The organism is Paraburkholderia sp. D1E (genome assembly GCF_052682275.1).
The window spans coordinates 4623566-4638879 of record NZ_JBQYMB010000001.1 but is presented as its reverse complement, the minus strand read 5'-3'; the positions used below and the strand labels follow the sequence as shown (position 1 = coordinate 4638879).

Annotated in this window: 8 protein-coding genes and 1 pseudogene; 4 read left to right on the top strand and 5 right to left on the bottom strand. The window is 58.6% G+C overall.

The features are described 5' to 3' along the window. Positions 1-5 precede the first annotated feature (5 nt). The 4 genes from ACUN0E_RS20715 to ACUN0E_RS20700 all read left to right on the top strand — a co-directional run bounded on the left by ACUN0E_RS20715 (position 6) and on the right by ACUN0E_RS20700 (position 9738). A complete protein-coding gene (locus ACUN0E_RS20715; RefSeq protein WP_445567831.1) occupies positions 6-5069 on the top strand; it encodes an amino acid adenylation domain-containing protein in 5064 nt (1687 codons plus the stop codon). A 77-nt stretch (positions 5070-5146) separates the two neighbouring features. Continuing rightward, on the top strand, positions 5147-6517 hold the full coding sequence (locus ACUN0E_RS20710) for a lysine N(6)-hydroxylase/L-ornithine N(5)-oxygenase family protein (protein WP_445567830.1): 1371 nt from the start codon (positions 5147-5149) through the stop codon (positions 6515-6517). A gap of 45 nt (positions 6518-6562) precedes the next feature. After that, the gene (locus tag ACUN0E_RS20705; RefSeq protein WP_445567829.1) at positions 6563-8797 is read left to right on the top strand and encodes a TonB-dependent siderophore receptor; all 2235 of its coding nucleotides are present in this window, start codon (positions 6563-6565) and stop codon (positions 8795-8797) included. 98 nt (positions 8798-8895) lie between these two features. Beyond that, positions 8896-9738: a formyltransferase family protein gene (locus ACUN0E_RS20700; protein WP_445567828.1), complete on the top strand. Its 843-nt coding sequence runs from the start codon at positions 8896-8898 to the stop codon at positions 9736-9738. Between the two features lie 15 nt (positions 9739-9753). On the opposite strand, the pseudogene ACUN0E_RS20695 reads toward ACUN0E_RS20700, so the two are convergent. The 5 genes and pseudogenes from ACUN0E_RS20695 to ACUN0E_RS20675 all read right to left on the bottom strand — a co-directional run. Beyond that, a pseudogene (locus ACUN0E_RS20695) lies at positions 9754-10090 on the bottom strand (DNA-binding transcriptional regulator); the annotation flags it as partial. 855 nt (positions 10091-10945) lie between these two features. Then, a complete protein-coding gene (locus ACUN0E_RS20690; protein WP_445567827.1) occupies positions 10946-13567 on the bottom strand; it encodes a hypothetical protein in 2622 nt (873 codons plus the stop codon). An 11-nt stretch (positions 13568-13578) separates the two neighbouring features. After that, positions 13579-14205, bottom strand: coding sequence for a hypothetical protein (locus ACUN0E_RS20685; RefSeq protein WP_445567826.1), 627 nt, complete (start codon positions 14203-14205; stop codon positions 13579-13581). A 76-nt stretch (positions 14206-14281) separates the two neighbouring features. Continuing rightward, positions 14282-14842, bottom strand: coding sequence for a hypothetical protein (locus ACUN0E_RS20680; RefSeq protein WP_445567825.1), 561 nt, complete (start codon positions 14840-14842; stop codon positions 14282-14284). A gap of 120 nt (positions 14843-14962) precedes the next feature. Then, complete coding sequence (locus ACUN0E_RS20675; RefSeq protein ID WP_445567824.1) at positions 14963-15286, bottom strand: hypothetical protein; 324 nt, start codon at positions 15284-15286, stop codon at positions 14963-14965. Positions 15287-15314 lie beyond the last annotated feature (28 nt).

The window sequence follows — 15314 nt, the reverse complement described above, 5'->3', positions numbered from 1 at the left end:
CCAGCATGACGACAGCCAAACCGGATCTGCTTTCCCTCGCGACACGTTTCGCGCTTTTGCCGGACGCGCAGCGCAAGGCTTTTCTCACGAAGCTCGACGCAGCCGGCATCGATTTTCGCGTGCTGCCGATTCCGCCGCGCGCCGAGCGAACCGCGAGCGTGCCGGCTTCGTTCGCGCAAACGCGTCTGTGGCTGCATGCGCGCATGATCGACGAGCTGGCCGCGTATCACATCACCGAACGTCTGCGGCTCGACGGCGTGCTCAATGCGAATGCACTGCGTCTTTCGTGCGATGCACTAATCGCGCGCCATGAGGCGTTGCGCACGACCTTCACCGAGAGCGCGGACGGCGTGTTGCAGACCGTGCATGCGCCGTCGCGCTGCCCGTGGCATGCGAGCGACGTGAGCACGCTGCCCGCGCATGAGCGTGACGCGCGCGCGGCTGCCATTGCGCAAGCGGATGAAGCGCAGGCCTTCGATCTGTCGCTTGGCCCACTGATGCGCGCGCATTTGATCCGGCTCGACGCGACGACGCACTGGCTCGTGCTGACGACGCATCACATCGTGTCGGACGGCTGGTCGGCTGACGTGATGCTCGCGGAGTTGGCGTCGTTCTATCACGCATATGCGAAGAGTGAAGCCGTATCGCTGGCGCCGTTGCCGATCCAGTACGCCGACTATGCGCTGTGGCAGCGCCGCTGGCTCGATGCGGGCGAGCGTGAGCGTCAGCTGGAATTCTGGCGTGCCAGGCTGGATGCGAGCCGCGACGTATTGATGCTGCCGGGGACGGCGCCGCGTCCGGCGCAACGGAGCGCGCGTGGCGCGCGGCATCGGTTCGTGCTGGATGCCGCGCTTGTCACGCAGGTCAAGGCGCTCGCCAATGCCCAGCGCGCTACGCCGTTCGCGGTGTTGCTCGCAGCGCTCAATGCCGTGCTCGCGCGCTCGTCGGCTGAGGCGCAGATTCAGATCGGCGTGCCCGCCGCGAATCGCGAGCGTGGCGAAGTGGCTGGCCTCGTCGGTTTCTTTGTGAACACGCTGACGCTCGCGACGCCTGTTGCCGCAACGCAACCGTTCGCCGCGCTGGTTGGAGCGACGCAGCAAACGCTCATCGACGCTCAATCGCATCAGGATGTGCCGTTCGAACAGGTGGTCGAAGCGCTTGGTGTGGTGCGCAGTGCGAGCCACCATCCTCTGTTTCAGGTGATGGCGGCTTATGGTGCGCGTCGGCGTTTGCCTTCGCTTGCCGGCGTTCGCATGACGGAATTGCCATCGGGAGCACCGTTCGCCAAGTTCGATCTGACGCTGAGCTTCGAGGAACGCGACGACGGTTCCGTCGATGCCTACTTCATCTACGCGCTTGATCTCTTCGAGGCGGATGCCGTTGAGCGGCTAGCTGCACGTTTCATCGAATTGCTGTCGAATGCAACGGCCGCGCCCGGGACGACGGTCGGCGATTTGCAATGGCTGCCTGACGCCGAGCGTGCCCAGCTGGATGCGTGGAACAGCACGGCAGTCAATCACCAGGAGGCCTTCAGACCGGTTCACCAGCGTGTGGCCGATCATGCGCATGCACGGCCAGATGCACGCGGCGTGGCGGATCTCGAACGTTCGCTTACACGCGGTGAAGTGGACGCGCGCGCGACACGGCTTGCGCTGCAACTCGTGGCAGCCGGCGTGAGCGCGGAAATGCGCGTTGGGGTGGCGCTGGGCCGCTCGGTCGATCTGCTGGTCGGCCTGATTGCTACGCTGAAATCCGGCGGCGCGTTTGTGCCGCTCGACCCGAGCCATCCGCGCGAGCGTCTCGCGCAGATTCTCGATGACGCGCAGATCACGCATGTCATCACCGAGCGCGCTAGTCTGGCCGCGCTGCCGGCGTCGGATCGCCTGCGCTTGTGGTTGATCGACGAAGAGCCACAGCGTGGCGATCTATCGTCTGCGCCAACCGCGTTGCCTGCCGTCTCGCCGCACCAGGCGGCCTATGTGATCTACACCTCGGGCTCGACCGGCAAGCCGAAAGGCGTTGTGGTCGATCACGGTTCGTTCGCGCTGCACTGTGCGGCGATTGCTGAGCGTTACGGCGCGGATGAAAACGACGTCTTCCTGTTGTTCCAGTCGGTCAATTTCGACGGTGCTCACGAGGGATGGTTCTCGCAGTACATGTCCGGCGCCGCGGTAGCGATCACCGCCGACACACTGTGGCCGCCCGCGCAAACCTGCCGGATGATGGTGCGCGAAGGCGTGACGATGACCTACGTGCCGCCCGGTTGCGCGACGCAGCTTGCGGAATGGGCGCTCGCGCACGGTGCGCCGCCGACTTTGCGATCGCTGACGGTGGGCGGCGAAGCGACTTCACGTGAAGCTTTTGCGCTGATGCGTCGCGCGTTTCCGAACGCTCGCATCGTCAACGGTTATGGGCCGACCGAGACCGTCATCACCCCGATGCTGTGGATGTTCTATCCCAGCGACGATGTCGCAAGGCTCGCCGACAGTGCCTATCTGCCGATCGGCACGCTGGTCGGCGCCCGATCCGCGCATGTGCTCGATGCACGCCTGAATCCGCTGCCGGTTGGCGTGATCGGGGAACTGTATCTGGGCGGCGAGGGCGTGGGCGTCGCACGCGGTTATCTCGACCGGCCCGCGCTTACCGCGGAGCGCTTTGTGCCGGATCCGTTCGGTGCGCCGGGCGCGCGGCTCTATCGCACGGGTGACCTGGTGAAACGGCGCGCGGACGGTGTATTCGACTTTATCGGTCGCGTGGACCATCAGGTGAAGCTGCGAGGCTTGCGTATCGAGTTGGGTGAAATCGAAGCGCAACTCGCCGCACATGAGGACGTGCGCGAAGCGGTGGCGATCGTGCACGGCAAGGGAGCGCAAGCGGCGCTGGTGGCGTATGTCGAGTTGAGCGCGGAAGCGCGCGAGCGCAACACGCGGGCGGACGCCGCCGAACTCGACGCGCATCTACGTCACACATTGCCCGATTACATGGTGCCCGCGCATATCGTCGTGCTCGATGCATTGCCGCGCAATGCGAACAGCAAGGTGGACCGCGCTGCATTGCCGGAGCCGCAGCGGGTCGCACGCGCCTATCAGGCGCCTGGCGCCGGCCTCGAAACGGCGCTCGCGCTGATTTTCCGGGAGGTGCTGGGCGTGGAGCGCGTCGGTCGTGGCGATCACTTCTTCGAACTCGGCGGGCATTCGCTCGCGGCAGTTCGCGTGGCGACACGCGTAGCCGAACGGCTTGCACGAGATGTGTCGGTGCGCACACTCTTCGAAGCACCGATTCTGGCTCAGTACGCGCAGCGGGTCATGGCTGCGGCGCGGAGTGAGGCGGTGGTCGAAGTGAACGCCGAGTCCGGGTCGCATTCGGGCTTCGCGAGCGGATCGACGAAATCGCGCGCGCTTGCCGAAGCGCCAGGCGTGTTGCCGCTGTCTGCCGCGCAATTGAGCCTGTGGTTCTTGTGGCGCGCGCAGCCGGACAGCGCGGCCTACAACATTCCTGTCGCGCTGCGTCTGCGCGGGCCGCTCGATGCCGATGCATTGCGTGAAGCGTTTGCCGGGGCCATGGCGCGGCATCCGGCGTTGCGTACGCACCTCGTCGAGCGGAACGGAGAATTGCCGGGCCAACGGATTGCGACGATCGCGCCTTTCGAACTGCCGGTGATCGATCTGCTTTCGCTCGAAGCAGCAGACACCGCGGATAACATAGACAGCGCGCGCGAGGCCGCCGCCGTTACGCTCACCGACGAAGATGCGCTGACGCCATTCGACCTGCTCGACGACGCGCCGCTTTGGCGCGTGCGGCTATTGCGTGTCGGCGAGCACGATCATGTGTTGTCGCTGGTTGTGCATCACATCGTGTCGGACGGACAGTCGATCGACCTGTGGCTTGACGAAGTCCGCACGATCTATGTGGCGATCGTGCGGGGTGCGTCGCCCGCGGCTTCGAGCCAGGCATCACCTTTGCCCCACGCGCTGGTCCTGCCAATCGCGGCGCCGCGTGCGCGCCTGTCGTTCTGGCGCGACGTGCTTGCCGACGCACCCGCGCATGTTTTACCGGCGCCGCCGTCGGGTCGATCCGCAGCGCCGCGCTGGACCGCGGGCCGCCTCGCGTTCGATTTCTCTCCGGACGTGGTGCGACGTGCCCGTACGATGGCGCTTGAAGTCCACGCAACGTTGCCGATGCTGCTGCACGCTGCGTTAAACGTCGCGTTCTATCGTGCAACCGGCGCGACCGATCAACCGGTCGGCGTTCTGGCATCAACACGTGAATTGACGGGCGAGACCGCACGCCGCGCGCTCGGGCTCTTCATTAACGCGGTGGTCGTGCGCACACGGCTCGCCGAAACACACACGCCCGCCACATTGCTGGCTGAGGTTCGCGATGCGGCTCTCGCTGCCTATTCGCATGCGGATACGCCCTTCGCCGACGTGGTCGCGGCGGTGCGCGCGCCGCGCCTGGAACCCGGCAATCCGATTTTCTCGGTGATGTTCAACTATCTACGCCCCGCGGGCGCAGCGGAGCGTGACTGGGCGGGTCTCACGCTCGCCGATTTCAACGACGTCCGGCATCGCGTCGTGTTCGAACTGGAGCTCGACGTGGTCGAGCATCCGGATGGACGCGTGACAGGTGCGTTTTCGTATGCGGATGAACTGGTCGACGGCCGGTTCGTCGAGGCGTTGACGGCTGATTATGTCAACGTGGTTCAGCAGTTCGTCGATGCGCCGCATGACGCGCTCGGCGCGTCGCCGGCGCGGTTTGCACTGGTAACGCCTGCCATTGCTGCTGGCATGAACGCGCCCGGCGCACATCAAGACGAAGCAACCCGGCTCGCCGAGGCGCTCGAACGCGTCTGGAGCGATCTCTTCGAAGGCAACACGCCGGCACATCACGATGATCTATTCGAAGCGGGCGCGACTTCGTTCGACGTCGTGCGCTTTGTCGACGCGGCGCAAGCAGCCGGTCATGCACTCTCGATTGCCGACGTGTTTGCCGCGCCGAGCTTCACTGGCCTGGGCGCGCGGATCGTTGCGGGGGCATCGACCGTCGCCGAGGTGCGGGATGCCGGTTGAAGCTCACGCCACCAACAAACATTTTTCTCCGGCCAGCGCATCCGGCGCGCCGGCTCACACCGATAAGGACCTGCGACATGCACAGAGACACCGTATTTGATCTGATCGGCATCGGCTTCGGGCCGTCGAATCTGGCGCTTGCCGTGCGCCTTGCCGAAGAGGCCGGCGTATCAGACCTCGCACATTGCTTTATCGAGCGACAACCCGAGTTCGGCTGGCATCGCGGCATGCTGCTCGACGACTGCCGGATGCAGATCTCCTTCCTCAAGGACCTCGTTACGTTACGTGATCCGAAGAGCCGCTTCACGTTCATCAACTATCTGTTCGAGCGAGGACGTCTGGCGGAATTCGTGAATCTGAAGAGTTTCTATCCGACGCGTGTCGAGTTTCACGATTATCTCAGTTGGGTGGCCGCGTCGTTCGATGATCGCGCGCACTACGGGCAGACAGTGATCGGTATCGAAGCGGTTAAATCTGCCGGTAACGCGAACGAAGTCGAAGCGCTGCGCGTGTTTTCGCGCGACGAAGAGGGCCGCGAGTGGCAGCGCGTGACGCGCGCATTGTCGGTCGGTATCGGCGGCGGCGCGCAGGTGCCGGAGGCTTTTGCCGCACTCGGTTCGCACAATATCGTGCACTCGTCGAAGTATCTGACTTCGATCGACCGGGTGGTGGGTGACGCCAACGGGGCGCGCAAACGCGTGGCCGTGATCGGTGCGGGGCAGAGTGCGGCGGAAGTGTTCATCGATCTGACACGCCGCTATCCGCATGTCGACGCAAGTCTCGTGATCCGTTCGAGCGCGCTCAAGCCTGCCGACGACAGTCCGTTCGTCAATGAGATCTTCAGCCCGGCGTTTACCGATATCGTCTACGCGCAGCCGAGAGACGGGCGCCGTTCGCTGATCGAGCGCTTTCGCGACACCAACTACGCGGTGGTCGACCGTCCGCTGATCGAGCAGATCTACGAAATGCTCTATATGCAGAACGTTGCGGCAGAGCCGCGTCATCGCTTGCTGGCCAACACGGGCATCGAGACGGCGGTGCGCACGGCGAACGGCCAGATCGAACTCACGCTGCGCGACCGTCTGAGCGGCCACGCGCGTGCCGAGCAATTCGATGCGCTCGTGCTGGCGACGGGGTATCGCCGCGACACGCATTTCGAACTGCTCGAAGGCCTTGCGCCGCATCTGGGCGATGCGCTCGCGCAGGGCAACGTCGAACGCGATTACCGGCTTGCCACGCCCACGAGTTTCAAACCGCGCATTTACCTCCAGGGCTGCTGTGAAGACAGCCACGGGCTTTCCGACACGCTGCTGTCGGTCCTCGCGCTGCGCTCCGACGAAATCGTCGCGTCGCTCTCCCGCCACACATCACAAGACCGGTTGACCAGCCGGACCACACAAACAGAAGAAAACGGGACGCGCACGGGCCGCATGGCCTTCGCTCTTTAATAAAACGCGGCCAATTGGCCGCATAACAACCTGGAGCATCGAGAGATGGAGTGGGCAATAGGCACGCGTCGGCGTGCGATCGCAGCCGCGGCAAGCATGGCGTTTTACGCGGCGGCAGCCGGGCATGCGCAGGCGCAGCAGGTATCCCAACCTGCCGCGCAGTCAGCGGGCGACGCACAGCAAACCAACACAACACAACAGGACGCAACGCCAGCCAATACGCTGCCTTCGATCAGCGTCAAAGGGGCGGCTGAAAGCGAGTCAACGGTGGGCCTCGTCGCTCGTCGCAGCAGCACGGGCACCAAGACCGACACCGCGCTGAAGGAGATCCCGCAGACGATCAACGTCGTAACCGCGGAGCAGATCGAGCAAACCGGCGCGACTTCCATTAACGAAGCCTTGCGCTACGTGCCGGGCTTTTCGACGTATGGCTCGGATGTGCGCTCCGACTGGTATTCGGTGCTGCGCGGTTTTACGCCAACAGTCTTCGTCGACGGTCTGCAGGTGCCCAATACGCTCAATCTCTCGAGCTGGCGTGTCGATCCGTACATGATCGACAGCATCACGGTGCTGCGCGGTCCGACTTCCGTTCTGTATGGCCAGGGCGACCCGGGCGCGATTATCGACGTGCAGAGCAAGCTCGCGAACGGCGAGCGCATCCGCGAAGTCGAAATGCAGGTGGGCGATTACGCGCGCAAGCAACTCGCTTTCGATGTGGGCGACAAGATCGATAAGGACGGCACGCTGTCTTATCGTGTTCAGGGAGTAGGACGCGACGGCAATTCGCAGACTGGGCCGAACCCGGAGCAGCGCGTGGCGCTGGCGCCTTCGGTGAAGTGGCAGCCGAACGCGAAGACCTCGCTGACCGTCGAGGCGACCTATCTGCAGGATTGGGGCGACGCGTCGAACAACTTTCTGCCAGCGCAAGGCACGATTCTGCCGAATCCGAACGGTAAGATTTCACCGGATCTCTATACGGGCGATCCGGAGTTTTCCCATTATCGTAAGAAGCAGTGGTCGGTGGGGTATCAGTTCGAATACAAGCTCGATCCGGTCTGGACGTTCCGGCAGAACACGCGCCTGATGCACCTGTCGCTCGATCAGGGGCAAGTGTTCGGTGGTGGTCTCGATCCGGCGGATCCCACGGAGGCGTCGCTGCTGCGCTATGTCGGGTTGTATCAGCTGAATTACAGCCGTTTCGACGTTGACAACCAGGCGCTGGCCAAATTCCGCACCGGCCCGCTCGACCATACAGTACTGCTTGGCTTTGAATACAACCGGCAGTCGACGACCGATAGCGAGTCGATGGCGACCGGGCCGAGTCTGAATATGTACAACCCGGTGTATACGCCGATCACCAACGCGATTTTCAGTGGCCCCACCGCGTTTCCTCGCACCGACACGAAGTCGACGCTCAATTCGTTCGGCGTGTATGCGCAGGACCAGATCAAGTGGCAGCGCTGGGTACTGACGCTCGGCGGGCGCCAGGACTGGAGCGACACGACGCAGAACGATCTCGCCGGCGGCACGCGGCTCACGCAGAACGATCATGCCTTCTCGGGACGCGTCGGGCTCGTGTATCTCGGCGATTACGGGCTGTCGCCGTATATCAGCTATTCGACCTCGTTCAATCCGCTGATCGGCGTGAAGATCGCGGGCGGCGGTATTGCCGAACCGACCAAGGGCAAGCAGATCGAAGCGGGGTTGCGCTGGCAACCGGCCGGCAAGAATCTGATGTTGAACGCGGCGGTCTATCAGATCAACCAGACCAACGTCGTCACGCCCGATCTCGCCCTCGACCCGACCGGCAGTACGTCAGTGCAGACGGGCGAAGTGCGCTCGCGTGGCATTGAGTTGAGCGGGGTGGGCAACGTCACGCGTAATTTCTCGGTGATTGCCGCGTACGTGTATCAGGACGTGAAAAACATCAAGGCCGGCGACGATACCCTGGGCAAGTGGCCCGTGGATATTCCACGACCGCGTCAGATGGCTTCGCTGTGGGGCGACTGGACGTGGCACGTCGGGCCGCTCGCCGGCCTCGGCTTTGGTGCGGGTATCCGCTATCAAAGCGGCACAGCGGGCGCGGCGGACAACTCGCTGTACGTGCCGAGCTACACCGTGTACGACGCGGCGATTCACTACGAGATGCGCAACTGGCGTTTCGCGGTTAATGGGCAGAACATTTTCAATCGCCGGTTTGTGAGCGGTTGCCAGTCGGTGAATACCTGCTTCTATGGGAATCCGCGCACGGTGATCGCCACGGCGAGATACGACTGGTAAGCGGTGGGTGTTCGGATCGTTGTTGTGATGGTGTGTACTGTCCGAACACCCGTTGTTTTCATCTTATTCGCAACTATCAATACTCATTCAATCCGACTATGCCGAAGAAAAAGCTCGTTTACATCTGGTCTCTGAGAAACGCAGCCGCTGACAAAGCGGGGCAGGATGTCGCGTACAGGAGCGGCATGCGGTATATGAAGTCCGTGCTTGAATCGCTCGTGGAAGCGCTCAACGACACCGAACTCGGCGAGCAGTATTCGTTGGAGAAGGTGATCTATGACGACGATGCGGGATCCGCGTTGGACCGCGAGAAGCTGAAGGAGTATGGGTTCTCGTATGAGCCGGGTAAGCGGTGGTTCTATCCGCCGAATTTGCGGGTGCAGGGTAAAGCTGTCAATGATCTGTTGCTTGCCATTCCGTCGGCTTATCGGCGTGAGCCGCTTGGGGCCGCGGGGCGTGTGGCGGGGAAGAGCCGGTTTGAGAAGCATTTGCTCGATACGTTGGTCGAACTGAAGGCCGATATCGTTGTGCTGGATGGACTGTTGATCATTCTCGATGAACTGGTCCGGCCGGGGGCGCTGTTCGAGCGCAAGATCGTGAATATTCATCCGGGCGTAACGCGGGAGGAGTCGCCGTATGAGCGGCGTGGGGCGTATGCGACGCTCGATGCTTTGTATGGGGCGCGTGGCAAGAAGGTGATCGACTGGAAGACGATGGAGACCGTGGAGGTGGAGCCGCTTTATCTCACCGGGGCTTCGTTTCATTACGTCGACAACGGGATCGATTCGGGTGAGGTGATTCATGATGTGCTGAGCACTGAGATCGATAAGGACGATACCATTCTGGAGCTGCGCTGGAATAACTTTAATCGGAGTCTGTTTCCTGCGTTGCATGAGGGGCTTGCGATGATGGCTGGGCATGCAGTGCGGATTGAGGCCTGAGGTGTACTGCGGCGCGCGCGCCTGAGACACGATCGCGACGGCGACTGCGCCGATTTTGCTCTGCGCGGCCCAATCGCCGTGGGTTAATTCCGAAGCCGTCCGCGCGAACCCGCCGTACTCGGCTTTTGATCAACGCATTTTTGGAGGCGAGCGCCTTCTGCTCGTCTCCGCCCGCACCCGAACGCAGCAAATCGAGAATGTCTTCGCGTTCGCCCTCGGGGCACATCGCAAAGTAAGCGCGCCCGGCGGCAGTCAGCAGAATCGGCAGGCGCCGCCCAACCGTCGAACGGTGAAGCGACAGTGGACTGAAGTGGTGCGTGGTCTCGCGGATGATCATCGCGTCGCCGTCCGGCATACTGTGTTTGATAGCGATGCAGCAGGATGTCTGCGGTCCGCAACGATGACTTTCTTGTTACCGGTGACTATTCCAAAGACTGTCAAGCATGTCTTGCAACTCACGTCCGAGGCCGTCCGGATTTCCTGGTCCGAACTCCGACCGGACTGTTTGGCCATCCAAAAGATAGATGTTCCAGACTCGATGGTACGTGAACTGTGTGGGCACGCTGCTGGGCGACGCCCATATCCTGTCAGCGCTAGTCTGCACGGCGGCCATCTCCTTTTGACTAAGAGGCGTATCGGAACGCTCGACGACTCGCAGCTGGGATCGTCCCGTTGAGTTGCTTTCAACGACGGTTCTAATTCTCGTGAGACTTCGAGAGTCATAGTCCACCATCGTCCAGTCGGCGTACTCCGTCAGAATAGCGCCACGGCCAATAAGCAGTCCATGCCTCGGCACTCTGAACGTGTTTTGCAGGAAGTCAACTGTGCAAAATTTAGTGCATCGGTATTGCGCTGGCAGCAGGCTGGCCCCGCTCGGCCGTTGATACGGCGCAGTAATGTCGCCAGCGCAACCGGCGATAAACAAGCTCATGCAAAATGTGAATAGGCGATAAGACATGCGGAAGCGAAAAAAAATGGAGTTGCACATAGTAAAGACTCGTTCATCCCATAAATAGCCTTGTTTCGGCCCGACCGCTTCCGCGTTCGCGGGCGGACGTCCAGCTTTCCCCAAAGAACTCTCCTTTCCCGGTCAAAGTACGTGGGGATGGTGGGGTCGATCGCCCGGCCGAAGGCCCTTCAGTCAAACAAAAAGGGACGCCGCGCGCGAAGCGCGGCGAGCAATGATGTAACCAGGAGTACTTAAGATTTAGAACGAAAATCCAAAATCCGTGGAATATCCCATATCCTGTTCGAACCCCCAATCAAAGCCGAGGTAGTTGCTACCGCTGCCATATTCATCACCCAGCGTAAAGTTGTACTGGCCCCCGCCGGATGAAACGAGCATGTTGTTGCTTCCGTAGTCTGCCCAGCCAGTTTCATATCCGGTCGGACCATATGCAATTGCGTTATAGCCACCGCCGGCTCCGTAGGTGAACTGGGTGAAGCCGGTGAGCTTACCGCTGCTGTCGAACGAGTCATATTCCAGTTCCTGTCCATTCCCATTGAAGATGATAGCGTTCTGTGTGTTATCGCTATTGAACAGATGCGCGGTCATGCTGCCGTTGTTGCCGTACTGGTCGTATTCCGTTTCACGGCCGGTCGATCCGTCAAAGAAATAGTCGTCCGTTTTCTGGCCGCTCGTATTGAACTTTGCATATTCAGTTTCGTCGCCACTACTGTTATAGACGGTCGCCGTCTGCGAATTGTCGGCGTTGATCATGTGGACGGTCGTCTGGTTGCCAGAGTATTCGGTCAGTTGCGTCTCACGGCCATTTGCATCGTAAAAGGCGTCGGTCGTAATCTTGCCGTTTGTGCCATACGTCGCGTACTCGGAGACATGGCCTGACGGATCGAACACGGCAGCGTTCTGCGTCCCGTCGGGGTTAAATATGTGTGCGACGCCGCTGCCGTCCGTGTTGTAGTCAGTCTCCTGTAACTCTCGGCCAGTCGCTCCGTCATAGACGAGATCCTGCGTTATTTTGCCGTTGGTGCCAAAGGTGGCCTGCTCGGTTTCATGACCAGTGGCGTTGAATACATACGCGGTCTGCGTGCCGTTGGCGTTGAAGAGGTGATCGACCTGGCTGCCGTCGGCGTTGAAGTCGTTCTCTTGCGTTTCACGTCCGGTTGTTGCGTCATAGAACAGGTCCTGCGTTTTCGCGCCGTTGACGCCGAAGGTTGCCTGCTCGGTTTCGTGGCCTGCGGCGTTGAACACATAGGCGGTCTGCGTGCCGTTGGTGTTGAAGAGATGATCGACCTGGCTGCCGTCGGCATTGAAGTCGTTCTCCTGCGTCAGACGGCCGGACGTTGCGTCATAGAACAGGTCTTGCGTCTTGGCGCCATTGGTGCCAAAAGTCGCGTATTCGGTTTCGTGACCGGCGGCATTGAAGACTGCGGTGTTCTGCGTGCCGTTGGCGTTGAAGAGGTGATCAACCTGGCTGCCGTCGGCGTTGAAGTCGTTTTCCTGAGTTTCACGTCCAGTCGTGGCGTCGAAGAAGACATCCTGCGTTTTCGCGCCGTTGGTGCCGAAGGTTGCGTACTCGGTCTCGTGACCGGCGGCGTTGAAGACCGCGGCGTTCTGCGTGCCGTTAGCGTTGAAGATGTGGTCAACCTGGCTACCGTCGGCGTTGAAATCGTTTTCCTGAGTTTCGCGTCCAGTCGTGGCGTCGAAAAATACGTCCTGCGTTTTCGTGCCGTTGGTGCCGAAAGTCGCGTACTCGGTCTCAGTTCCTTGCGCGTTGTAGACCGTCGCGTTCTGCGTGCCATTGCTATTAAAGTGGTAGGCAACTTCAGAGCCGTCTGCGTGGAACTGGTCTTGGTCGGTGGCGTGACCCTGACCGTCATAGACGTTAGCAACATAGCTGCCGTCGGCATTGTGCGAGTAAACAGTCTGCGAAACAACATTGCCGAATTGGTCAACAATGGCGGATGAACTGACAGCGGCCCCACTAAAATTGACCGTCTCGAACTGGCCCAATGAAAAATCGGCGGTGGCGGACTTCAGCGTGCCATCCGGATTATATTTAAAAGATATTTCCGTCGGATCACCAAATTGCGCCCCTTGTACACCGGTCTGAGTAGCACTGCCGGTAGATGCTGGATAAAAATAGTCGTGCAGAGGGCCTGCGTTCTCGCTGTAGTAATCATAGAAATTAATGGGCTGGCCAAGTTCCGCGGTAACAGGTATCGTGCCGGATATCGCTGAAGCCGCCGATGTCAACTTGCTAAGATCCTGCCCCGCATCGATCCCACTTGCCTTGTCTGAAGCATATGCGCCATCAAGTTTTGGCTGTAAATCGCCGTCCGAATTGGCATCGCCATTCAGTTTAATCAAAACCGGATTACCGGACTTGCTGGTTGTATTTAAAATTTGTTGCTGTACTGCGTAATTATTGGCTTCGGATTCGGCCTCCTCCAGACTACCAAGGAATCCCGCCATGCTCCCATAGTTTGGGTCATTCGGATTAAGATTTCCTAGCGCATCATAGACCTGCTTGTCATTCTGATAATTTACGAAGTGACCAAGCTCATAGCTCAAGTCGCCGACAAATTTATTTGCATCTTCTCCGATTATCTGGGAGCCGAACTGGCTTTGCAGCTGGACATTCTGCCCGTTATAGCTGGCAACAGTTTGGAGACCGACAGATGATAAGTCATACCTGCCGAACGGTAATGCGGTGCCACTGTCAATCGCACTCTGATAGTTGTTAAGTTCTTGAACCAGGAGTGGACTCGCATTGATGAGTGCCAGTTCTTCCGTTGTGGGGGATTTGATCGTGTTCCACATGGATTCTTGACCGGTAATGGGGGAGTTAAGACTGCGATCAGTCATTTCTATAATCCTTATTGGCTATTTTGTTTCAATGTGATTGAGGTGACGCATTTTTTCTCTAACGCGGTTGACCATATTTCTATATATATAGAATTTTCTCCTTGTTGCAGATATTTCATAGTGAATCCTCCTCGGTCGGGCGAAAAAATCGCCTTCGTGAAATATTTTTTTAAATCACCTTTTGTGATGCATGCTTTATTGAAATCTATTTCCATGCCTGCTCGAACCGCAATTTTTCCGTTTGGAAGAAATTCCTTGATATAAGGTTGATCGCAACGAAAATTTCGGCCATAATTTTTATTAAAAAACCATGGAATTTCAGAGTAAGAAAAACGCTGTTCAAGTTTTAGATCAATCTTGGGGATTAGTGCCAGTCCACATGGCGCTGGATCTTTCACCCAGCCTTTCTCGCCCCCCTTCATAACGACGTCCATTTTTTCTGAGTAGTATTGTTCGTCCGCCAACTCGTCATGAGTGACAAGGTCATAAATATTCTTTGCGATCTCATCAGGGTTTTTAGGCGTGAATTTTCCCGTCTCACGCTCAGTTGTGGCGTCAGCTAATGTAAGCATTGAGTGAAAATTCAGAATCCCCGCAATGAAAGTCAAGACAAGACGCTTAGATGATATTTGATTCAATTCCTTTCCCTCTCGTGTCAAGATCACATGTGAGATTTAGCGCACTGCCACTACTCATCTGCTAAAATCTGTTGCTTTATTTTTCTGCCATCTGATGAGATCTCCAGATTGCGTAGATGGTATTCGTTAGAAGGCTGCCATCTCCTGCCGCCTCACCCATACCTGATTCACATTTTTCTTCTTGCCCATCCACGAGATCGATATTCCATGCGACATCGGTCATAGGGTGGCTGGGAGTATCGATTGGGCTTGCCCAGACGGAATTCGCAAGTGCGACGACGGCGTGAACCTCACTGGAATCGAGGTCAATGGTCAGTGTTTTATTGGATTGGGCGATCATCTTCCCCCCTTCGAAAGTCCGGGCGCTTTCAATTTTTGACAGTTTTTCGGTGTCTAGGTCGATAACGTACAGCTCCCAAGAAGGAGTTAGAAACGAACCGTTCCATTCTATAATCCCTCGCGCCGGACGATTAATATTGCCGAGTCTCCGTTCAGGCGTGCATTTTCTTCCTTTGCCAACGTTTCTTTTTATCGGCGCAAAAGCCATTGGTGATGCTGGATGAGAGGCAGGGACGCAGCCCGCCAATGGCAGCAGACAGACTGTCGAGGTTACGATTTTCAATATCATCTGATGCATGTTGTCGTCCGATTAAAATTAAAACGGATTAATCTCGCATGGATTTCTGGATTCCGTTCCAGAGCGGTTCGAACAGGTAATAAAACGCACTTTTTCTCTGAGCCTCCAGATTGATTGAAATTAACTGCAAATTTTTTTGGATACGAGAACATAGGCAATCAGGAATAGTCCGAATCCTGCGATAAAATATCGCCCCAGATTCCCTGAGATAACCGCCTCTGAACTGTGGCGTGTGGTCGCGAACAATCTGAAAATCGCGAATATCGCACCGATTACTGACCCGGCAGTGAAGATGGCAAGTCCTAAACCAATCAGAATATAAAGACTGGTTGGCAGCGTTCTATTGAGCGGTCCGCAACTGAAAATTAATATTGAGCCGTACGAAATGGGAATCAGCAGCAGAAATGCAAAAAATACAACGTATGACTTGGTTCTTTTATTCATGATGTTTCCGTACATATGCGTGTAGTCG

What these genes read in the sequence shown, in the direction of transcription:
- ACUN0E_RS20690 (WP_445567827.1), bottom strand. Translation starts at nt 13,567, where the DNA reads ATGACTGATCGCAGTCTTAACTCCCCCATTACCGGTCAAGAATCCATG.
- ACUN0E_RS20710 (WP_445567830.1), top strand. Translation starts at nt 5,147, where the DNA reads ATGCACAGAGACACCGTATTTGATCTGATCGGCATCGGCTTCGGGCCG.
- ACUN0E_RS20675 (WP_445567824.1), bottom strand. Translation starts at nt 15,286, where the DNA reads ATGAATAAAAGAACCAAGTCATACGTTGTATTTTTTGCATTTCTGCTG.
- ACUN0E_RS20705 (WP_445567829.1), top strand. Translation starts at nt 6,563, where the DNA reads ATGGAGTGGGCAATAGGCACGCGTCGGCGTGCGATCGCAGCCGCGGCA.
- ACUN0E_RS20715 (WP_445567831.1), top strand. Translation starts at nt 6, where the DNA reads ATGACGACAGCCAAACCGGATCTGCTTTCCCTCGCGACACGTTTCGCG.
- ACUN0E_RS20700 (WP_445567828.1), top strand. Translation starts at nt 8,896, where the DNA reads ATGCCGAAGAAAAAGCTCGTTTACATCTGGTCTCTGAGAAACGCAGCC.
- ACUN0E_RS20680 (WP_445567825.1), bottom strand. Translation starts at nt 14,842, where the DNA reads ATGCATCAGATGATATTGAAAATCGTAACCTCGACAGTCTGTCTGCTG.